Here is a 20,899-nt window from a genome sequence, read left to right on the forward strand (position 1 = left end):
TTTCAGGGCAGACTGTGCAGGATTTTACGGGGAGTTGCAAGTGAGGGCGAGCGCCCTCACCTGCATACGCATCAACCTTCGTTGTGCATCTCTAAGCTTTCGAGATCGTTTTGCAGCTGGACGGCTTTCGCATCGTCGTTACGCAGCGAATCCAGATAGTCGAGATACTGCTGGTCAACGTCTTTCGTTACGTAGATCCCATTGAATACCGAGCATTCGAACTGCTGAATATCCGGGTTCTCGGCGCGCACCGCGTCGATCAGATCGTTCAGATCCTGGAAAATCAGGCCGTCGGCACCGATGATCTGCCGAATTTCGTCTACTTCACGACCGTGAGCAATCAGCTCGTTAGCGGTTGGCATATCAATGCCATACACGTTCGGGAAGCGAATTTCCGGCGCTGCGGAGGCGAGATACACTTTCTTCGCCCCGGCCTCACGCGCCATCTCGATGATCTGCTCAGACGTCGTGCCGCGCACAATGGAGTCGTCCACCAGCAGCACGTTCTTGTCGCGGAACTCGGCACGGTTAGCGTTCAGCTTACGACGTACGGACTTACGACGCAGCTGCTGGCCCGGCATGATAAAGGTGCGGCCCACGTAGCGGTTTTTCACGAAGCCCTGACGGTACGGCTTGTCCAGAATACGGGCAATTTCCAGCGCGATATCACAGGAGGTTTCAGGGATTGGGATGACGACGTCGATGTCGAGATCGTCCCACTCGCGGGCAATCTTCTCACCCAGCTTCGTCCCCATGTTGACGCGCGCGCTGTAAACGGAAATCTTGTCGATGAACGAGTCCGGACGCGCGAAGTAAACGTATTCGAACAGGCACGGGTTGCTCACCGGGTTGTCGGCGCACTGACGGGTAAACAGCTGGCCCTTCTCAGTGATGTAGACCGCTTCGCCTGGCGCGACATCACGCAGGAATTCGAAGCCCAGAGTGTCCAGCGCCACGCTTTCGGAGGCAACCATGTACTCGGAACGGCCATCGCCGAGGTCACGTTTGCCGAGCACCAGCGGGCGAATGCCGTTTGGATCGCGGAAGGCCACCATGCCGTGACCGATGATCATCGCCACGCAAGCATACGCGCCACGGATCAGGCGGTTAGTCGCGGCAACGGCGGCAAAAATGTTGTCTGCTTCCAGCGGATAATGGCGGAAGTTATCCAGTTCGCTGGCAAAGATATTGAGCAGGATTTCAGAATCAGAGGTGGTGTTAATGTGGCGACGTTTCTCTTCGAACAGCTTTTTACGCAGCTCGTGGGCATTGGTCAGATTGCCATTGTGGGCAAGCGTGATGCCATACGGGGAGTTAACGTAAAAAGGCTGAGCCTCAGAGGCGCTGGAACTGCCAGCAGTAGGATAACGAACGTGACCGATCCCCATATTACCTTGCAGACGCTGCATATGGCGGGCTTCAAACACATCGTTTACCAGGCCATTCGCCTTGCGTAAACGGAAGCAGTTGTTTGCATCAATGGTGATGATACCCGCAGCATCCTGCCCACGGTGCTGAAGCACCGTTAACGCGTCATAAATCGACTGGTTTACCGGCATGAAACCGGCGATACCGACAATACCGCACATTCGTCTTTTCCTCGTTAAGCCACATCTCAGGGTTTATGCCCTGGGCAAGAAACTCGACGAGCTTTGCAGATAGTCAAAGAACCATCTGATGATGAAGCTGAACTCCGGAATGAGCTGCGATTGTTGCCAGTCTTCACTTTTGGAGAACCCGGTAAAGGTATCCAGGAAGAACAGGATCGCGGCCACAATGAGCACGCCTCGCAACGCGCCGAAACAGATGCCGAGTACCCTGTCCGTTCCTGACAGACCGGTTTTCTCGACCAGCTGACCTATCACGTAATTGACGATAGCGCCGACAATCAGCGTCGCGATAAACAGCACCGCGATGGCGATTCCGTTTCGGACCAGTTCATCTTCAAAGCCCGTGAACCAGACAGACAGGTAAGTGTAGTAATGACTGGCAACAAAGAAAGCACAACCCCAGGTTACCAGCGATAACGCTTCACGAACAAAGCCACGGATCAGGCTAACCAGACAGGAAAAACCAATCACCGCAATGATGGCGTAATCAATCCAGACCATATGTGTCCCACGATTAAACGCCCTGTCATCCAGTTCGGGGCGAATTCTAACAGAAAAAGAAAACGTTTGCGTAGGGATTTCCTTCCCACGCGTAAATAAAAAAGGCGCTGAAAAAATGCTCAACGCCCCCGCACCTTTGACGTTTCTGTGAACGTCTGCCTCCCCCTCATCCCGGCCCTCTCCCTCAAGGGAGAGGGAGCAAACCGTCCCCTCGCTCTTTTGGGGAGAGGGTTAGGGTGAGGGGGTAATTTCTATCAGTTTGCGCTGTAGTTCATCACCACACCGCTCAGGCCGGAGATTTGCTTCAGCTCGCCAAGCGAACCTTTGAGCTTATCTTTAGACGCATCCGGCCCCACGAGGATACGGGTAATTTTACCCTGTACCGGCGTGGTGGGTGAAGTATAAACACGGTATCCCGCGCCGCGCAGTTTACTCACGATCTCATTGACCTTATCTGCATTTTTCAACGCACCGAGCTGAACGACATAGGCTTTACCCGTAGGGGCGGCCTCCTGCTGGGTCTGTTTGGCCGGTGGCGGCGTTTCCGTTGCCGCAGCCAGCTGCTCGTCGGCTTTGTCACGCTGCGGTTTAGGCTGCGTTTTCTCTACCGGCTTCGGTTTTTCAACCGGTTTGGGTTGCTCTACCGGTACAGGATCGATTTCAACGTTGTTATTCGCGGCCAGACGCGACGGATCAAGAGACGGCGCGGCTGCATCACCTGCGCGCACCTCTTCCGCTGCACCTTCTGGCGGCTGGGCAGGCAGCGCCTGCGTTGCCGCTGGCAGCATATCGGGCTCGTCGCGATCGCCCGGTTTGGGTACCAGAGGAATGGCCGCAAATTCATCCTGGTAATGCTTTTTTTGCCCGTCGAGCAGTCCCGGGAGAATAATCACCCCGAGCGCGACCAGCACAATGGTTCCTGTTAAACGGTTCTGAAACTTACTCGCCACCGGTTCTCCCCGCGTCCATCACTTCCATGACATGTGCCACCGTGTGGAATGACCCACACACCAGCACGGTATCTTCTGGTTTAGCCTCCGCCATCGCGGCACGCCAGGCCGAAACCACACTGCTGTAGATTTCGCCTTTGCCGAGATGTTCCATCAACTGCTCAGCAGTCGCGCCGCGCGGCCCTTCCAGAGGAGCACAATACCAGCTATCGACCACACTCTCCATGCAGGCCAGCGTGCCGCCGATATCTTTATCATGAAGCATACCGATAACCGCCAGCACGCGCCCGGTTTTTGGTAACGATTTGAGACGTCCTGCGAGGTACGCCGCCGCATGCGGGTTATGTGCAACATCCAGAATCAGACGCGGTGACTCACTCACAATCTGAAAACGTCCCGGTAACAGTGCGTTCTGAATGCCGTCGCGGATTGCCTGCTCGCTTACCGCTAATCCGCTGGCGCGCAGGGCTGCCAGCGCAGTCGCCGCGTTAGGCTGTGGCACCTGCGGCAGGGGCAGATTCTCCAGCACGCCCTGCGCATCGCTGAAGCGCCAGCCTTTGTCCTGCACCTCATACTGCCAGTCCACGCCGCGACGCAGCAGACGAGCGCCCTTCTCTTTCGCTACCTCAGCAATGGTATGCGGCATGTCCGGTTCGCCTACCACGGCAGGCTTATTGGCCCGGAAAATACCGGCCTTCTCACGGCCAATGCTCTCGCGGTCCGGGCCCAGCCAGTCGGTGTGATCCAGCGCGATGCTGGTGACGACGGCGACATCCGCATCCACCATATTGGTGGCATCCAGACGCCCGCCCAATCCCACTTCCAGGATCACCACGTCCAGCTGCGCCTGCTTAAACAGCCACAGCGCCGACAGGGTGCCGTATTCGAAATAGGTTAATGAGGTTTCGCCGCGCGCAGCTTCGATAGCGGCAAACGACGCCGTATGGGCGGATTCCGCCAGCTCGGTGTTTTGCACGCGCACGCGCTCGGTATAGCGCACCAGATGCGGCGAGCTGTAAACGCCAACCTTGTACCCCGCAGCCATCAGGACAGATTCCAGCGTGCGGCAGGTGGTGCCTTTACCGTTAGTGCCGGCCACGGTAAATACGAAAGGCGCGGGTTTCAACACGTCAAGACGCGCGGCAACCTGGCTTACGCGCTCAAGGCCCATGTCGATAGTTTTACTGTGCAGGTTTTCCAGATAAGAAAGCCACGCGGCCAGGGGCGACGTGGCTTGAGGAATGCTTTTATTTTCCATGATGCCCGGTTGTCATTAACGGTTTAGAAAGCAAAAGGGCAGCGCCATTCGGCCCTGCCCTTTTCAGTTATCAGGCCTCGGGTTCCTGATCCGGTACCACCACGCCTTCGCGCGGCTCGTCCGGGTTCGGCGCCGGCAGATTCATCAGCTTCGCCAGGACGCTTGCCAGTTTCAGGCGCATTTCCGGACGGCGGACGATCATGTCGATGGCGCCCTTCTCAATGAGGAACTCACTGCGCTGGAAGCCCGGCGGCAGTTTCTCACGTACGGTCTGCTCAATAACGCGAGGACCCGCAAAGCCGATCAGCGCTTTTGGCTCAGCGATGTTCAGGTCGCCCAGCATCGCGAAGCTTGCAGAAACGCCGCCCATAGTTGGATCGGTCAGTACCGAGATGTACGGCAGACCGCGCTCCTGCATTTTCGCCAGCGCCGCAGAGGTTTTCGCCATCTGCATCAGGGACATCAGCGCTTCCTGCATACGTGCGCCACCGGAGGCGGAGAAGCAGATCAGCGGGCAGTTGTCTTCCAGCGCCTGCTCAACGGCACGCACGAAGCGCGCGCCAACCACAGAGCCCATTGAGCCGCCCATAAAGGAGAACTCAAACGCGGCAGCAACCACCGGCATCTCGTGCAGGGTGCCTTTCATGACGATCAGCGCGTCTTTCTCGCCGGTCTCTTTCTGTGCAGAGGCCAGACGATCTTTGTATTTTTTGGAGTCGCGGAACTTAAGCACATCTTTTGGCTCCAGTTCGCTGCCCAGTTCTACCAGAGAACCTTCGTCCAGCAGGCTATGCAGGCGGTTGCGCGCCGACATACGCATATGGTGGTCACACTTCGGACACACCTCAAGATTGCGTTCCAGCTCTGCGCGATACAGAACCTGGCCGCAGCTATCACACTTCGTCCATACCCCTTCAGGAATGCTCGCTTTACGCGTTGGGGTAATGTTGCTTTTAATTCGTTCAATCCAGCTCATTGATAACCTTTCTGCCTGAACCTGGTCGTATGCCAGTTTTGCTGTAAGAGGCGAATAATGCCATTTTTGCCTCCAACAGACCATGAATGTTGCACATTAAAACATAACAGCCCGAAACTTTGGATAAAAAAGTGGTCGAACCGCCAGCGTGCATTTACTTCGCTTGCTTTGCCGCCGCGCGTTTGTGACGGATAATTTCGATGACGCCAGGCAGTACGGAAAGCACAATAATCGCTACAATCAGTAACTTAAGGTTTTCCTGAACCACCGGCAGATCGCCAAACAGGTAGCCTGCATAGGTGAACAGCAGCACCCACAGCAGCGCGCCCACCACGTTATACATGGCAAAATGACGATAGGACATGTGACCCATTCCCGCCACAAACGGTGCAAATGTACGTACAATAGGCACAAAACGGGCCAGGATAATGGTCTTACCGCCATGGCGCTCATAGAACGCATGGGTCTTATCTAAATAACTGCGGCGGAAAATCTTCGAGTCCGGATTACTGAACAACCGCTCGCCAAACACCCGCCCGATGGTGTAGTTGACCGCATCACCAACAATCGCGGCGATGATCATCAGGACCACCATCAGATGGACATTCAGGTCATTCGTTGGCAGTGCGGATAACGCGCCCGCCACGAACAGCAGTGAATCTCCCGGCAGGAACGGGGTAACCACAAGGCCGGTTTCACAGAACAGAATGAGGAACAGAATGGCGTACACCCAGACGCCGTACTGCGCGACCAGCTCCGCCAGGTGAACATCAATATGCAGGATGAAATCAATCAGAAAACGTATTACGTCCATATTGTCTAAGCCTTAATTGCACCTTTGTTTAGTCCGCTAAAAACAGCGGGCCCATTGGCGGTTTTGGCAGGTCGAACCGGTCCGGATAATCCACCGAAACCAGATACAGACCTTCCGCTTTCGCCGTTGCTGCCGCAAGCGTTCTGTCCTTCGCTGCCAGCAGTTCTGCAATCCAGCTCTCCGGCTGGTGTCCGGCGCCCACTTCCATCAGGCTGCCTACAATATTCCGCACCATATGATGTACAAAGGCATTGGCTTTGATATCCACCACCACATACGCGCCATAACGACTGACGTTAATGTGCATGACGTTACGCCACGGCGTACGGGACTGACACTGCACCGCACGAAACGACGTAAAATCATTCTCTCCAATCAGACACTGCGCCGCACGCTGCATACATTCTGCATCCAGCGGTTCATAAAAATGCGTCACGCCCTGGCTTAACACCGCCGGGCGCAGGCGCTGGTTATAGATGACATAACGGTAGCGCCGCGCCGTCGCGCTGAAACGCGCGTGAAAATCATCCGGCACAGCTTTCACCCAACGCACGGCAATGTCACCAGGCAAATTCGCATTTACACCCAGCGTCCAGGCCGCGGCTTTGCGCACGGCGGTGGTGTCAAAATGCACCACCTGCCCCGTGCCGTGAACGCCGGCATCGGTGCGGCCCGCACAGAAGACGCTTATCGGTTCATTCGCCACCTGAGAGAGCGCTTTCTCCAGCTTCTCCTGGACGCTGCGCACCTCATTCTGCCGCTGCCAGCCATAGTATTTACTGCCATCGTATTCAATGCCGAGGGCAATTCTGTGGACCGGCTTTTGTTCCACATCTGACATCAGTACAGATACTCCTGCACCAGTTTTTCCGCGATTTTGACCGCCATCAGCGCGCCGCCAAAACGCACGTTGTCGGCAACGGACCAGAACTGCACCTGCTCCGGCATACCGTAATCGTTACGCACGCAGCCCACAGAGAGATGCGCGCTGCCGGTGGCGTCGCCCACCTGCGTCGGGAATTCGCTCTCTTCGGACAGGACAATGTCCTCACCGCGGCCAAACGCGTCGCGGGCTTCTTCAGCCGCCAGCGGACGCAGGGCTTCAAACCCGACCATCTGCGCGTGGCCGTAAAAGACCGGAGACTGCACGACATTCGCGGAGATCATCAGCCCGTCATCCTGCAAAATTTTGCGTGCTTCATCGACGATACGACGCTCTTCCCGCACCGAACCTTCACGATCCGGCAGCAGCGGCAGCATGTTGAACGCCAGCTGGCGGCCAAAGAAATCATCTTCGTCGATCGGGATACCGTTCAACAGCTTCGCGCTCTGCCCTGCCAGTGCGTCTACGGCTTTTTTACCGTTAGCGGAGGCTGAAAGCAGGCTGGTCACGGAAATACGCGACAGGCCACCGTCGTCGATCAGCGGCTTCAGCGCGGTCAGCAGCTGGCTGGTGAGGCTGTTCGGTACTGCAATGATGTTGCGGTTGCGGTAGTCAGCCAGCACAAACGGGTTGACGTCCGGCACCACCAGCGGCACATCCGGCTCCAGGGAGAACAGGCCGCTCAGGTCGATCACCAGACAGCCTGAACTGGTCGCTTCTTCAATGTAAGACGCCGTGGCTTCCGCACCTGCGGCAAAAAACGCCAGCTGAGCCTGCGTCCAGTCAAACGCGGCGGCATCCTGCACCATCACGGATTTGCCGCCGAAACGCAGATGTTCTCCTGCGCTGTCGGTACGCGCCAGTGCGTAAATCTCACCCACCGGGAACTGACGCTCAGCAAGGGTTTCAAGCAGGGCTTCGCCCACGGCGCCAGTGGCACCCAAAATGGCAATGTTCCAGCCTTCAGACATGGTGGTTTACTCCAGAAATAAAAAGCGTCCCTGCCGGAATATCCGACAGGGAGCATTAAGAAGACATTAACGTGCCGGGTGGTGAACGGCGTTAAATCCCAGTTTATGCAGCAGCCCCGCCGCTGACGCGTCATCGCACATGACATACAGGGAAGACCACTCGCGGCGCTCAAGGTAATTTTTGCGCAGCTTGTCAAACTCACCCGGAATACCCGCCACTTTACGCAGCAGCGCGTCATCGCGGCGCACATCATACACCAAATGCACCAGTCTTTTCAGCGTTGCCTCATCCAGCGGGCCATGAAGGGTAATGCGGCCGAATTCCGGGGCGGGCAGCAGCGTATCCAGCGCCACCTGCTGCGGATGGCCGATAAAGGCGCTGTAAGCCTCAAACACCTGGGTTGTACCACGCGCTTTGCCTTCAAGGGTATAACCCGCGATATGCGCGGTACCCACGTCCACCTTATTCAGCAAGGCGACGTTGAGATCCGGCTCTGGTTCCCAGACGTCCAGCACGACGCTAAGCTCTTGTCCTTCGTCGAGACATGCCAGCAGCGCCGCGTTATCCACCACCGGTCCCCGGCAGGCATTTATCAGAATAGTGCCAGCCTTCAGACGGCGGATCAGTTTTTCGTCGGCCAGGTGCAGAGTCTTGTACGGCCCCTCTTTAAAGAGCGGTGTATGGAAGGTGATGACGTCGCACTCGTCGACCAGCTCATCCAGCGTGCGGAAGTCGCCTTCATCGCCGTTATCCTTACGCGGCGGATCGCACAGCAGGGTGCGGATACCCCAGGCTTCCAGACGCTTTTGCAGACGTCCGCCCACGTTGCCCACACCCACAATCCCGACGGTGCGGTCTTTCAGCGCAAAACCATCGCGCTCGGCCAGCATCAATAGCGAGGAGAAAACATATTCCACGACGGCAATGGCGTTACAGCCTGGCGCCGCGGAAAAACCAATCCCCGCCTGCTTAAGCCACTGGTCATCCACATGATCGGTCCCGGCCGTTGCCGTCCCGACAAATTTAACCCCTTTGCCGGTGAGCAGTGCCTCATTTACTTTGGTCACCGATCGCACCATCAGGGCGTCTGCATCGTCCAGTTCGCTGACCGGAATCGGGCGACCAGGGACAGCCTTAACCTCACCCAGGCGGCTGAACAGCTCACGGGCGTAAGGCATATTTTCATCAACGAGGATTTTCACGTCTGAGTACCTGTTTGAGAGGAAGTAAACCTGCCAAGTGTGCCATAATCTCGCCGCCGGGCATATATCTCCGCCCGGTTACGCAGAGTTTGACTTTAAGGATTTTTGACGATGCAGCCCATTTCAGGTACGCCTCCGCGCCCTCCGGGTGAAGGCCCCGTAACGCCCAACACGCCAGGCGAACAACCGCTCTCCACGCAGCAACGCACCGTACTGGAGCGTCTGATCACGCGTCTTATTGCGTTAACCTCACAGCAAAACGCAGAGGTATGGGCCGGCGTTAAGCACGATTTGGGCGTCAGAAACGATGCGCCGCTACAGTCGCGCCATTTCCCTGCCGCCGAACAAAACCTTAACCAGCGTCTTACCAGCGCACAGCAGCAACATACTACCCGCCAGATTATCTCGCAGCTGACCGAGCTATTGGGCCAGGGGAATAATCGCCAGGCGGTGAGTGATTTTATCCGTCAACAGTACGGTCATACCGCCCTGAGCCAGCTTTCTCCGGAACAGCTGAAAACCGTGTTGACCCTGCTGCAAAGCAATCAGCTTTCTATCCCGCAGCCGCAACAGCGCCCGTCTACAGAGCGGCCATTGCAGCCTGCGGAGCATAATACGCTCAAGCAGATGGTCACTAAGCTGGCTGCCGCTACCGGCGAACCCACAAAGCTTATCTGGCAATCCATGCTGGAACTTTCCGGTGTGAAAGCGGGCGAGATGATCCCGGCAAAACAGTTTACCCATCTGGTCACCTGGCTCCAGGCGCGTCAGACGCTCAGCACCCAGAGCGCCCCGACCCTGCACAGCGTACAGGCGGCGCTGAAACAACCGCTGGAACCGCACGAGTTCGATATGATTCGGGATTACGCTCAGCAGAGCTGGCAGGCTACGCCGCAAACGGTGCTGACCACCGCGCAGGTGCAGGATGTGCTCAATCAGATCTTCATTCGCCGCGCCGAGCGGGAAGGCGGCGTGCCGGAGGTAAGAAACATTCAGCCGATCTACAGCCCGCTGTTTGCCCCCGTAGTTGATACGTTCAAAACGCTTTCTGCCCGTCCGGGATTGATGTTTATCGCGTTGGTGATTGCGCTGGCGATTTTCTGGCTGGTTGCTTAAAACTGCCGGGTGGCGGCTACGCCTTACCCGGCCTACGGTTCGCGCGGTTGTAGGCCCGGTAAGCGAAGCGCCACCGGGCAAAAAACTACGACCTGCGAAACGCCACCAGCGTCACCACAATTCCCACCACCGCTGACACCGCACCGGCCAGGAAGACGGAAGGATAGCCAAACGACGTTGCAAGCAGCCCCGCCAGCGGCCCGGTGACCCCGTATGAGATATCCTGAAACGCCGCATAGCCGCCCAGCGCCGTGCCGCGCACTTGCGGAGCCACGCGCTTCACCACTTCAACGCCCAGCGCCGGGAAGATCAGCGAGCAGCCGCAGCCGGTTAACGCCGCACCCAGCAGCGCAACGGATGCAGAGGTTGCCTGCCAGAGCAGTACCAGACCCACGGTCTCAATGACAAGTGACGCCACGGCCACCTTCACGCCGCCAAAGCGATCCGGCATCCAGCCAAACAGCACGCGCATCAATACAAACGCGCCGCCAAAGGCCGTCAGCGTAAAGCCCGCCATCGCCCAGCCGCGGCTCATGAAATAGAGGGAGACAAAGGTACCAATAACCGCGAAGCCCACCCCCTGAAGCGCCAGCCCAAGCCCCGGCTGCCAGATTTGCCCCACCACGCTCCACAGCGAAGGACGCTCGCCTTTATGGGCGGGCACCTTACGCACCGAACCGTTAAACGCCCACGCCAGCAGCGGCAATACCATGGTGGTGCCTGCCAGCGCCGCAAAACCAAACTGGCTGTGGATCAGCAGCCCCAGCGGTGCGCCTGCCGCCAGCGCGCCGTAAATCGCCATCCCGTTCCAGGACATCACTTTTCCGGAACGCGCAGGCCCCACCAGCCCCATTCCCCAGGTAAGGGTGCCGGTCAGCAGCTGGCTTTCGCCAAAGCCGAGGATCAGACGCCCTGCCACCAGCAGCGCGAATTTATACGCTGCATCTATCGGCAACAGCGCCGCCAGCAGCCAGGCTCCCCCCGCCAGCCCGCAGGCAAACATGCCCTGCAACGCCGAGCGTTTTGCGCCGTGCTGATCCGCCAGGCGACCGGCGTAGCCCCGGGTTAATACCGTCGCTAAAAACTGAATGCCCACCGCAATGCCGACCATGGTGTTGCCATAGCCCAGCTCCTGGTGAACGAACAAGGGGATCACCGGCAGCGGCAGGCCAACGGTCATATAGGTCAGAAACACCGCAAAGGCGATGCGGAAAAGGGAAAGGTTCCCGGAAGGAGCGCTCTTCTCAGGGGTAACAGCCTTCATGCATAACTCCGTGTTCAGGCATAAAAAAGGGAGCCGCGCGGCTCCCTTCTACTATACCTTCAAACGCTTACGCTTTCAGCTTACGCATCACCAGCGTGGCGTTGGTGCCGCCGAAACCGAAGCTGTTGGACATAACGGTCGTCAGCTCACGTTCGGTGGTTTCGGTCACGATGTTCAGGCCAGCCGCCTGCTCGTCCATCTCTTCGATGTTGATGCTTGGCGCGATAAAGCCGTTTTCCAGCATCAGCAGAGAGTAGATCGCTTCCTGCACGCCCGCCGCTCCCAGAGAGTGACCGGTCATGGCTTTGGTTGCAGAGATAGCCGGGCTATTGTCGCCGAACACTTCACGGATCGCACCCAGCTCTTTCACGTCGCCTACCGGCGTTGAGGTGCCGTGGGAGTTCAGGTAGTCGATTGGAGTATCAACACCGTGCATCGCCATCTTCATGCAGCGCACCGCGCCTTCACCGGATGGAGCAACCATGTCAGCGCCGTCAGACGTTGCGCCGTAGCCCACGATCTCAGCATAGATGTGCGCGCCACGCGCCAGCGCGTGTTCCAGCTCTTCAACCACAACCATACCGCCGCCGCCAGCGATAACAAAACCGTCGCGGTGTGCGTCATAAGTACGGGACGCTTTGTCTGGCGTTTCGTTGTATTTGGTGGACAGTGCGCCCATTGCGTCAAACTCACAGGCCATTTCCCAGCCCAGCTCTTCGCCGCCGCCAGCAAATACGATGTCCTGTTTGCCCAGCTGGATCTGCTCAACCGCATTACCGATACAGTGTGCGGAGGTCGCACATGCGGAGCTGATGGAGTAGTTCACACCGTGGATTTTGAACGGCGTTGCCAGGCACGCGGAAACCGCTGAACCCATGGCTTTGGTCACAACATATGGACCGACCGCTTTCAGGCCGCGCGGGCTGCGCATGGCGTCAGCACCGAACACCTGAGCTTTAGAGGAACCGCCGGAGCCTGCAATCAGGCCCACGCGTGGGTTGTTCTGGTAAGCGTCTTCGCTCAGACCAGAATCCTTGATCGCTTCCTGCATGGAAAGATAGGCGTAGATAGAGGCATCGTTCATGAAACGAACCACTTTACGGTCAATTAAACCGGTGGTGTCCAGTTTAACGTTACCCCATACGTGGCTACGCATTCCAGAATCTTTAAACTCTTCAGAGAAAGTGATCCCGGAGCGTCCTTCACGCAGAGATGCCAGGACTTCCTGCTGGTTATTACCGATGCTGGAAACGATGCCCAGGCCAGTAATCACTGCACGTTTCATTCAATACCTCTGTAAGTCGCACTATAAAAAGTTTCGAGTCGCACAATAGCGTACACTTGTACGCCGAACAAGTCCGATCAGCCATTTTCTGTGGAAATTTGCACCGATGGGCTCACATCGCTAAGATCGTGCCACTGCCTGTCGGACGAGTAACTTACGTGAAACAAAACGCCATACAACCTGCCAACCTCGAATTCAACACTGAGGGTACACCTGTTTCCCGAGATTTTGATGACGTCTACTTTTCTAATGATAACGGACTGGAAGAGACGCGCTATGTCTTCCTCGAAGGAAATCATCTCAGCACCCGCTTCCCTGAGCATCCGCGCAGCCTGTTTGTCGTAGCGGAGAGCGGTTTCGGCACCGGGCTGAATTTTCTGACCCTCTGGCAGGCGTTCGACCAGTTTCGCGCTGCACACCCCGAGGCTACCTTACAAAGATTACATTTCATCAGTTTCGAAAAATTTCCGCTTACCGCGCACGATCTGCGGCTTGCCCATCAGCGCTGGCCGGAGCTTACCCACTGGGCGGAACAGCTTCAGGCCCAGTGGCCTCCGGCTATCGGTGGCTGTCATCGTCTGATTCTGGACGACGGACGCGTCACGCTCGACCTGTGGCTTGGCGACATTAATGACCTGACCGATAAGCTTGATGACTCAATGAATCAGAAGGTGGACGCCTGGTTCCTGGACGGTTTTGCGCCCGCCAAAAACCCGGACATGTGGAGCCCGCACCTGTTCAGCGCCATGGCACGTCTGGCGCGCCCGGGCGCGACGCTTGCTACCTTCACCTCGGCGGGATTTGTTCGCCGTGGGTTGCAGGAGGCGGGGTTTACCATGCGGAAAACCAAAGGCTTTGGCCGCAAACGCGACATGCTGGTCGGGGTGATGGAACAGGATCTGGCGATCCCGGCGCAGGCCCCCTGGTTTGCCCGTCGCGCCAGCACCTCGCGTGAGGTCGCCATTGTGGGCGGGGGTATCGCCAGCGCCCTGCTCTCGCTGGCGCTGCTGCACCGTGGCTGGCAGGTGACGCTCTACTGCGCTGACGAGGCGCCGGCGACGGGCGCATCAGGCAACCGTCAGGGCGCGCTTTATCCCTTATTAAGTTCACACGATCCGGCACTGTTCCAGTTCTTCCCGGCGGCGTTTACGTTTGCTCGCCGCCTTTACGATAGCCTGCCGGTTGCGTTCGACCACAACTGGTGCGGCGTGACGCAGCTCGGCTGGGACGAGAAGAGCCAGCTGAAAATCACACAAATGCTGTCGCTGGGTCTGCCGGAGGCCATCGCCCATGCAGTGACGGCACAGCAGGTTGCTGAGACCGCTGGCGTCGACACCGGCTGCGGGGGTATTCAGTATCCACTCGGCGGCTGGCTGTGTCCGGCTGAACTGACTTCTGCGGCGATAGCCCTCGGGCAGTCGTGTGGGTTGACAGTGCATTATGCCCATAAGGTTCAATCGCTAAGCCGCACTGCGCACTGGAAACTGCGTTTCGCTGACGGCAAAGAGGCCCAGCATGCCAGCGTTGTGCTGGCCAACGGGCATCATATCAGCAAGTTTACCCAGACAGCATCATTGCCGGTTTATCCGGTCGGCGGCCAGGTGAGCCATATTCCTGCCGCCCCCCAACTGAGCAAACTGCGTCAGGTGCTGTGTTACGACGGCTACCTGACGCCGCAAAATCCGTCCAACGGCCATCACTGCATCGGTGCCAGCTACCATCGCGGTGAAACAGATATGCAGTACAGCGAAGCGGATCAGCAGCAAAACCGCCAGCGCCTGCTCGACTGTTTCCCGGATGCGTCGTGGGCAAAAGAGGTGGATGTCAGTGAGGGTCAGGCGCGCTGCGGCGTACGCTGCGCGACCCGCGATCACCTGCCGATGGCGGGAAACGTGCCGGACTATGACGCCACGCTTGAAGTCTATCAGGATCTTGCTGACAACAAAGAAACGGCGGTAAGCGCGCCCGTTCATCCCGAGCTGTTTATGCTGGGTGGCTTAGGCTCGCGGGGATTGTGCTCCGCGCCGCTGCTGGCTGAAGCGTTAGCCGCGCAAATGAGCGACGAGCCGGTTCCGCTGGACAGGGTTACGCTCGCGGGGCTGAATCCAAACCGACTGTGGGTGCGGAAATTGCTGAAGGGGAAAATGGTCAAGTAGGGTGCGGTCTGGTGCCCTCACCCCCGCCCTCTCCCTGTGGGAGAGGGCGGTGATACACTTACTTCGCTTTCGCCTGCTGGAACAAATTGTCCCACATGCCCAGCACTAAAGACTGGTCGCGCGGAGAGAGTTCCCCGGCCAGAATGGCTTTTTCCAGGCTGCGAGTGACTTCCGCGTGAACGGCGTCGGCAGAGTGATCGTCCCCGGCTTCCAGCGCGGCTACAGCCAGCGTCAGGTGACCACGCAGATAACCGCTGGCGAACAGCTCATCATCACTGGCGTGTTCCACCATGTCATCAATTAACGCCAGAATGCGTGATTCAAATTCTGCGATCATCTTCTTTCCTCTGTTAAAGATCTTCCGGCCAAGGGAAGCATTCCGCCGTGATCTCCGGCGTGTGGTAATAATTCTGTAAAGCCTCGATCAGGCGTGCCGGACGTGCCGGGATGCCTTTCTCAAGATATTCCATCACCTGCGCATGAACGCGGCGCTGGAAGACGATACGGTCTGGCTCGAAGTCGCCTTCGAGGTTGTCACAACTTACGTTGAACGGGAAACCCGCCGCTACGCAGAACAGCCATTCCAGCGCCTGAGGTTTCACCTCCACATCTTCGAACTGCCCCTGGGTGGTGGCGTCGCGCCCGTCCGGGCAGTACCAGTAACCAAAGTCCACCAGCTCGCGACGCGCTTTCCCGGCGATACACCAGTGCGAAATTTCGTGCAAACCGCTGGCGTAAAAGCCGTGGGCAAAGATGATGCGGTTATACGGAACCTCGTCATCAGCAGGAAGATAGATCGGTTCGTCGTCGCCTTTAATCAGACGGGTATTAAAATCATCAGCAAAACAGCTATCGAAGATCTCAATCAGCTGTTCGTAGTTATGCGTACTGTTCATTAGTTCATCCCCAACCAGGTGAGGATCTCCTGTCCATGGCTGTCATAAAGAAGTTTGGCGCTCATCACCGCAGAGACGACAACAATCATCGGGCGGATCAGCTTTTGCCCTTTGCTTAATACCAGACGCGAGCCTGCGCGCGCGCCCAAAAACTGCCCTGCCATCATCACAAACCCGGTTGCCCAGATAACCTTGCCGCCAATGATAAACAGCAGCAGACCGCCAACGTTGGAGGTCGCGTTGAGGACTTTGGCGTGGGCGGTGGATTTGGCGAGGTTAAACCCGGCCAGCGTCACGAATGCCAGCGCATAAAACGAACCTGCCCCCGGGCCAAAGAAGCCATCGTAAAAACCGACGCAGCCACCGGCAATCAGCGCAAACGGCAGGCCGTGAAGACGACGCTGTCGATCTTCTTCCCCGAGCTTTGGCATCAGCAGGAAATAGAGGCCGATACAGATAACCAGCAGCGGCAGGATCTGGCGCAGAATGTCGGACTGTACGTGCTGGACCAGCAGCGCACCCGCCGTTGAGCCAATAAACGTCATCAGGATATTGAGCTTCTGATCGGCGAGATTCACCACTTTGCGCCGGATGAAATAGAGCGACGAGGAGAGCGAACCGCCACACGCCTGGAGTTTGTTGGTGGCAAGCGCCTGGGCAGGGCTCATGCCTGCCGCCAGCAGCGCCGGAACGGTGAGCAACCCGCCGCCGCCCGCCAGGGCATCGATAAATCCGGCTAACATCGCAACAAAAAAGAGCACCGCCAGCAGCAGCGGTGACACCATGAACAGATCGACGAAATTATCCATTAAAGTACATGCTCATCCAGTAGCGCCTGGCAGGAAGGCGGCAGCGGAGGCGGTGTCTTCTTCTCAGGCTTAGAGGTTCCAGGCTTGGCTGGTTCAAACCAGCTTTGCAGTTCGTAACCACAACCATCGCCAGGCGGTGGCAGCGGCTGATCTTCACATTCCAGGCTGTTCGCCGGACAGCGCAGGCGAACATGCATATGCGCCCGGTGCTGGAACCACGGGCGCACTTTACGCAACCAGTCGCGATCCGTTCCCGCATCCAGGCAAAGCTGCTGCTTGATGGCCGGATTAACAAAGATCCGCGTGACGTCGTTATCCTCTGCCGCCAGCTTAATCATGCTGGAAATTTCCGGCGACCAGCGCGAGGCGACGACCCGTTTACCGTCGGCCGAGACCAGATCCAGCGCCTGCGGTTTCAGCAGCTGCGCTGAGCTCCAGCGCGTTTTCGGCAATTGCAGGAAGATATCCACATCCAGTCCGGTCTGGTGGCTGGCGTGACCGCCGTTGAAGCGACCACCGGCAGGCATCCCCATATCGCCAATCAGCACCGTCCCCAGCCCCAGGTTATGCACCTGGTTGCCAAGACGCTGAATAAACAGCAGCAGGTCAGGATGGCCGAAATAACGGCGCTGATCGGTACGCATCACCTGATAAGTATCCGACTGCAACGGCAGCGCCTGCGCACCTACGATACACCCGTTGGAGAAAGCGCCAATGGACTGCGCACTCCCCGCTACCGGGTGGGTGATTTTCTGCCACGGCGTAGCGGCCAGGCTTGCTCCACTGGCCAGCAGCGCCAGCAGAGCGATTGCGGTTTTTTTCATAGTTACCAGCGTGGAATGGTGGTCGTCACATCCGCATTCTGCGCGCGCTGGCGCAGGAAGTGATCCATCAGCACGATCGCCAGCATCGCTTCTGCGATCGGCACCGCGCGGATCCCCACGCACGGATCGTGACGCCCTTTGGTGATCATCTCAACTTCATCGCCAGCGCGGTTAATCGTGTGGCCCGGGACGGTAATGCTGGACGTTGGCTTCAGCGCAATATTGGCAATAATTTGCTGCCCGCTGCTGATGCCACCCAGAATGCCGCCCGCATGGTTGCTCTGGAAACCCGCCTTCGTGATTTCGTCGCGGTTCTGGCTGCCGCGAAGCTTGACCACGTCAAAACCGTCGCCGATTTCAACGCCTTTCACCGCGTTGATGCTCATCAGCGCGTGGGCGATGTCGGCGTCAAGGCGGTCAAATACCGGCTCGCCCCAGCCAGCCGGCACGCGGTCGGCCACCACGGTGACTTTCGCACCAATGGAGTCGCCCTCTTTTTTCAGGCTACGCATCAGCTCATCCAGCGCGTCCAGCTTGTCGGCATCGGCGCAGAAGAACGGGTTGAGCTCTACCTGATCCCAGTCTTTGATTGCCAGCGGAATGTCGCCCATCTGGGACAGACAGCCGCGGATAACGATGCCGAATTTCTGCTGGAGATATTTTTTGGCAATTGCCCCTGCCGCCACGCGCATCGCGGTTTCACGCGCGGAAGAACGTCCGCCGCCGCGATAGTCGCGAAAGCCATATTTTTGTTCGTAGGTATAGTCGGCGTGACCAGGACGGAAAACGTCCTTAATCGCGCCGTAGTCCTGAGAACGCTGATCGGTGTTTTCAATCAGCAGACCAATGCTGGTTCCTGTGGTACGGCCTTCAAATACGCCGGAGAGAATTTTGACCTGGTCCGGCTCGCGACGCTGCGTGGTGTAGCGAGAGGTACCCGGACGACGACGGTCAAGGTCATGCTGTAAATCGGCTTCGGTCAGTTCGATGCCTGGCGGGACGCCATCAACGATACAACCCAGTGCCAGACCGTGCGACTCGCCAAAGGTGGTCACACGGAATACCTGTCCAATACTGTTTCCTGCCATCACGGCTCCGATGTTGTTGTTTGTGTTTGAGCGTTGTGAAACGGGCCGAAGCCCGCTGGATTAATCTTTGTAAATGCTGAAGTATTCGCGTGCATCAAGCAGTTGCGCCTTGGTCAGCATAAAGACGCCGTCACCGCCGTTGTCGAACTCAAGCCAGGTGAACGGCACATCCGGGTACTGCTCTATCAGATGTACCATGCTGTTGCCTACTTCACAAATCAGAAAGCCGTCGTCGGTCAGATAATCCGGCGCGCAGGCCAGGATGCGGCGGGTCAGCTTCAGCCCGTCAGAGCCTGACGCCAGGCCCAGCTCCGGCTCGTGACGGTACTCGTTCGGCAGGTCGGACATATCTTCTGCATCCACGTACGGCGGATTGGTGACGATCAGGTCGTATTGCAGCGTCGGCAGGTCGCGGAACAGGTCAGAGCGGATAGGCGTGACGTGATGAATCAGCCCGTGCTCTTCAATGTTGTGTTCGGTGACGGCCAGCGCGTCGGTGGAGATATCGACGGCGTCCACTTCCGCTTCCGGGAAGGCGTACGCGCAGGCAATGGCGATGCAGCCGCTGCCGGTGCACATATCAAGAATGTGCTGCGGCTGATGGTTAATCAGGCCGTCAAAATGGTTGTTGATCAGCTCGCCAATCGGCGAACGCGGCACCAGCACGCGCTCATCAACGTAGAATTCGTGGCCGCAGAACCAGGCTTTGTTGGTCAGGTAAGCCACCGGAATGCGCTCGTTTACGCGACGGATCACGCGCTCAACGATGCGGTGTTTTTCACTGGAGGTCAGGCGCGCGGTGCGCATGTCTTCCGGAATATCCAGCGGCAGGTAGAGAGACGGCAGCACCAGCTGCACGGCCTCATCCCACGGATTGTCGGTACCGTGTCCGTACCAGATATTGGCGGCGCTGAAGCGGCTAACCGACCAGCGCAACATGTCCTGTATGGTATGCAGCTCGTTTACTGCTTCATCGACAAAAATTTTATCCACTCTTTCCTCCAGGGCATGCTCGCATAATTTTCGGCGGCTAGTTTGCCATGAAGACGGCGATAAATCAGCAATGACGCGTACCGCTTGAGGTTAAAAAATGCGTTTAGTCGGGTACACTATCGGAAATACGAGATGAGAATGACGAATGAAAAAGAAAACATCGCTCAGTGAGGAGGATCAGGCTCTATTCCGCCAGCTGATGACCGGGACGCGTCAAATCACGCACGACACCATTGTCCATCGCCCGCAGCGTAAAAAAGTCAGCGAGGTACCGGTCAAACGGTTGCTCCAGGAGCAGGCCGATAACAGCCACTATTTTTCAGATGAGTTTCAGCCGCTGCTAAATACGCAGGGTGCGGTGAAATACGTGCGCGAAGACGTCAGCCATTTTGAACTGAAAAAATTACGCCGGGGAGATTACTCGCCGGAGCTGTTCCTCGATCTGCATGGGTTGACCCAGATGCAGGCGAAACAGGAGCTGGGGGCGTTGATCGCGGCATGTCGTCGCGAGCATGTTTTTTGCGCCTGCGTGATGCACGGCCACGGCAAACATATTCTTAAGCAACAGACACCGCTGTGGCTGGCTCAGCATCCACACGTGATGGCTTTTCATCAGGCGCCAAAAGAGTACGGCGGAGATGCCGCATTGCTGGTATTGATTGAGGTGGAGGAGTGGCAGCCGCCAGAATTGCCCTGACAGGATGGCGGGAGGCACACTGCACCCCGCCATATCGCACGTCACGTCAGATGGCTTTTGCCATCTTCAGGTTGCACGGACTCATTTGCCAGTTAAAGACCCCTTTGCCGGTTTCGTCGAGGGTGACGTTGGCAATGGCGGACGTCGTGAACATCGGTGGCGTTTCGCCCGGGCACAGCTCAGATACCAGATAGCCGACCAGCGGCAGGTGGGAAATGACCAGTGCGGAAGCGACACCTTCATTGCACAGCGCCTGAAGATAAGCACTGACAAGACCGACATCGCCACACGGCGTGAGTTCAGGGAGAACATCCACACTGGATGGCAGGTTCATACACTCCCCTACCACATCCAGCGTCTGTTCTGCCCGCAGGAACGGACTCACCAGAACGCGTTCAATGTCCACTTTTTGACCTTTAAGCCACGTCGCCATCTGACGGGATTCGTCACAGCCACAGACGGTTAAAGGACGTACTGAGTCACTGGCGGCATCGAGTGCCGCGTCGCCGTGACGCATGATAAAAACTTGCATATTGCACCGCTTTTGTTAACCAGAATCACCGGCGTTAACTACCCGCGATTAATGCTCTGAGGTAGAAAACCCG

21 protein-coding genes are annotated in these 20,899 nt (G+C 57.5%); 3 read left to right on the top strand and 18 right to left on the bottom strand.

The window, feature by feature from the left end; translation table 11 throughout:
- Window positions 1-71: 71 nt before the first annotated feature.
- The 9 genes from purF to pdxB all read right to left on the bottom strand — a co-directional run bounded on the left by purF (window position 72) and on the right by pdxB (window position 9,166).
- A complete protein-coding gene (gene purF / locus KTH07_RS13630; protein WP_006811407.1) occupies window positions 72-1,589 on the bottom strand; it encodes an amidophosphoribosyltransferase in 1,518 nt (505 codons plus the stop codon).
- Between the two features lie 33 nt (window positions 1,590-1,622).
- Window positions 1,623-2,111: a colicin V production protein gene (cvpA, locus tag KTH07_RS13635; protein ID WP_023304156.1), complete on the bottom strand. Its 489-nt coding sequence runs from the start codon at window positions 2,109-2,111 to the stop codon at window positions 1,623-1,625.
- A gap of 254 nt (window positions 2,112-2,365) precedes the next feature.
- The gene (gene dedD, locus KTH07_RS13640) at window positions 2,366-3,061 is read right to left on the bottom strand and encodes a cell division protein DedD (protein ID WP_017383444.1); all 696 of its coding nucleotides are present in this window, start codon (window positions 3,059-3,061) and stop codon (window positions 2,366-2,368) included.
- Window positions 3,051-4,319 (bottom strand): bifunctional tetrahydrofolate synthase/dihydrofolate synthase, encoded by a 1,269-nt coding sequence (folC, locus tag KTH07_RS13645; protein WP_023295092.1) that lies wholly within the window; start codon window positions 4,317-4,319, stop codon window positions 3,051-3,053. The genes dedD and folC overlap by 11 nt, the downstream gene beginning before the upstream one ends.
- A 70-nt stretch (window positions 4,320-4,389) precedes the next feature.
- Window positions 4,390-5,295, bottom strand: coding sequence for an acetyl-CoA carboxylase, carboxyltransferase subunit beta (gene accD / locus KTH07_RS13650; RefSeq protein WP_014884667.1), 906 nt, complete (start codon window positions 5,293-5,295; stop codon window positions 4,390-4,392).
- 154 nt (window positions 5,296-5,449) lie between these two features.
- On the bottom strand, window positions 5,450-6,109 hold the full coding sequence (locus KTH07_RS13655; RefSeq protein ID WP_003861406.1) for a DedA family protein: 660 nt from the start codon (window positions 6,107-6,109) through the stop codon (window positions 5,450-5,452).
- 28 nt (window positions 6,110-6,137) lie between these two features.
- Window positions 6,138-6,950 carry a tRNA pseudouridine(38-40) synthase TruA gene (gene truA, locus KTH07_RS13660; RefSeq protein ID WP_023295093.1) on the bottom strand — a complete coding sequence of 271 codons (813 nt, stop codon included), beginning with the start codon at window positions 6,948-6,950 and terminating at the stop codon, window positions 6,138-6,140.
- A complete protein-coding gene (locus KTH07_RS13665) occupies window positions 6,950-7,963 on the bottom strand; it encodes an aspartate-semialdehyde dehydrogenase (RefSeq protein ID WP_023304157.1) in 1,014 nt (337 codons plus the stop codon). The genes truA and KTH07_RS13665 overlap by 1 nt, the downstream gene beginning before the upstream one ends.
- 66 nt (window positions 7,964-8,029) lie before the next feature.
- Window positions 8,030-9,166, bottom strand: a complete 1,137-nt coding sequence (pdxB, locus tag KTH07_RS13670; protein WP_017692991.1) for a 4-phosphoerythronate dehydrogenase PdxB — start codon at window positions 9,164-9,166, stop codon at window positions 8,030-8,032.
- Window positions 9,167-9,277: 111 nt separating this feature from the next.
- Between pdxB and flk the strand changes: the two genes are divergently transcribed.
- Window positions 9,278-10,282 (top strand): flagella biosynthesis regulator Flk, encoded by a 1,005-nt coding sequence (gene flk, locus KTH07_RS13675; protein WP_023304159.1) that lies wholly within the window; start codon window positions 9,278-9,280, stop codon window positions 10,280-10,282.
- 85 nt (window positions 10,283-10,367) lie between these two features.
- Here the strand turns inward: flk and KTH07_RS13680 are convergent, their stop codons facing one another.
- Together KTH07_RS13680 and fabB are read right to left on the bottom strand one after the other, a co-directional pair.
- Window positions 10,368-11,546 carry an MFS transporter gene (locus tag KTH07_RS13680; RefSeq protein ID WP_032619305.1) on the bottom strand — a complete coding sequence of 393 codons (1,179 nt, stop codon included), beginning with the start codon at window positions 11,544-11,546 and terminating at the stop codon, window positions 10,368-10,370.
- A 67-nt stretch (window positions 11,547-11,613) separates the two neighbouring features.
- Window positions 11,614-12,831 (bottom strand): beta-ketoacyl-ACP synthase I, encoded by a 1,218-nt coding sequence (fabB, locus tag KTH07_RS13685; RefSeq protein WP_017383449.1) that lies wholly within the window; start codon window positions 12,829-12,831, stop codon window positions 11,614-11,616.
- A gap of 158 nt (window positions 12,832-12,989) precedes the next feature.
- Between fabB and mnmC the strand changes: the two genes are divergently transcribed.
- The gene (mnmC, locus tag KTH07_RS13690; RefSeq protein ID WP_023304161.1) at window positions 12,990-14,987 is read left to right on the top strand and encodes a bifunctional tRNA (5-methylaminomethyl-2-thiouridine)(34)-methyltransferase MnmD/FAD-dependent 5-carboxymethylaminomethyl-2-thiouridine(34) oxidoreductase MnmC; all 1,998 of its coding nucleotides are present in this window, start codon (window positions 12,990-12,992) and stop codon (window positions 14,985-14,987) included.
- A gap of 58 nt (window positions 14,988-15,045) precedes the next feature.
- Here mnmC and KTH07_RS13695 read toward each other — a convergent pair whose 3' ends face one another.
- From KTH07_RS13695 to prmB, 6 genes are read right to left on the bottom strand one after another with little or no spacing between them, the layout of a single operon-like run.
- Window positions 15,046-15,324, bottom strand: coding sequence for a YfcL family protein (locus KTH07_RS13695; protein WP_017383451.1), 279 nt, complete (start codon window positions 15,322-15,324; stop codon window positions 15,046-15,048).
- A 13-nt stretch (window positions 15,325-15,337) separates the two neighbouring features.
- Window positions 15,338-15,883: an elongation factor P hydroxylase gene (locus KTH07_RS13700; protein ID WP_023304162.1), complete on the bottom strand. Its 546-nt coding sequence runs from the start codon at window positions 15,881-15,883 to the stop codon at window positions 15,338-15,340.
- The gene (locus KTH07_RS13705; protein WP_003861386.1) at window positions 15,883-16,692 is read right to left on the bottom strand and encodes a sulfite exporter TauE/SafE family protein; all 810 of its coding nucleotides are present in this window, start codon (window positions 16,690-16,692) and stop codon (window positions 15,883-15,885) included. The genes KTH07_RS13700 and KTH07_RS13705 overlap by 1 nt, the downstream gene beginning before the upstream one ends.
- Window positions 16,692-17,516: a penicillin-insensitive murein endopeptidase gene (gene mepA, locus KTH07_RS13710; RefSeq protein ID WP_015572248.1), complete on the bottom strand. Its 825-nt coding sequence runs from the start codon at window positions 17,514-17,516 to the stop codon at window positions 16,692-16,694. Before mepA ends, KTH07_RS13705 begins: the two co-directional genes overlap by 1 nt.
- A 2-nt stretch (window positions 17,517-17,518) precedes the next feature.
- Window positions 17,519-18,604 (bottom strand): chorismate synthase, encoded by a 1,086-nt coding sequence (gene aroC, locus KTH07_RS13715; RefSeq protein WP_023304163.1) that lies wholly within the window; start codon window positions 18,602-18,604, stop codon window positions 17,519-17,521.
- A 60-nt stretch (window positions 18,605-18,664) separates the two neighbouring features.
- Window positions 18,665-19,597: a 50S ribosomal protein L3 N(5)-glutamine methyltransferase gene (prmB, locus tag KTH07_RS13720; RefSeq protein ID WP_023304164.1), complete on the bottom strand. Its 933-nt coding sequence runs from the start codon at window positions 19,595-19,597 to the stop codon at window positions 18,665-18,667.
- A 145-nt stretch (window positions 19,598-19,742) separates the two neighbouring features.
- Between prmB and smrB the strand changes: the two genes are divergently transcribed.
- Window positions 19,743-20,294 (top strand): endonuclease SmrB, encoded by a 552-nt coding sequence (gene smrB / locus KTH07_RS13725; protein ID WP_015572246.1) that lies wholly within the window; start codon window positions 19,743-19,745, stop codon window positions 20,292-20,294.
- A 46-nt stretch (window positions 20,295-20,340) separates the two neighbouring features.
- On the opposite strand, the gene sixA is transcribed toward smrB, so the two are convergent.
- Window positions 20,341-20,826: a phosphohistidine phosphatase SixA gene (gene sixA, locus KTH07_RS13730; RefSeq protein ID WP_003861375.1), complete on the bottom strand. Its 486-nt coding sequence runs from the start codon at window positions 20,824-20,826 to the stop codon at window positions 20,341-20,343.
- Window positions 20,827-20,899: the final 73 nt, after the last annotated feature.

The sequence above is a fragment of the Enterobacter cloacae complex sp. ECL72 genome (assembly GCF_019056635.1).
In the GTDB taxonomy this organism is placed as follows: domain Bacteria; phylum Pseudomonadota; class Gammaproteobacteria; order Enterobacterales; family Enterobacteriaceae; genus Enterobacter; species Enterobacter hormaechei_C.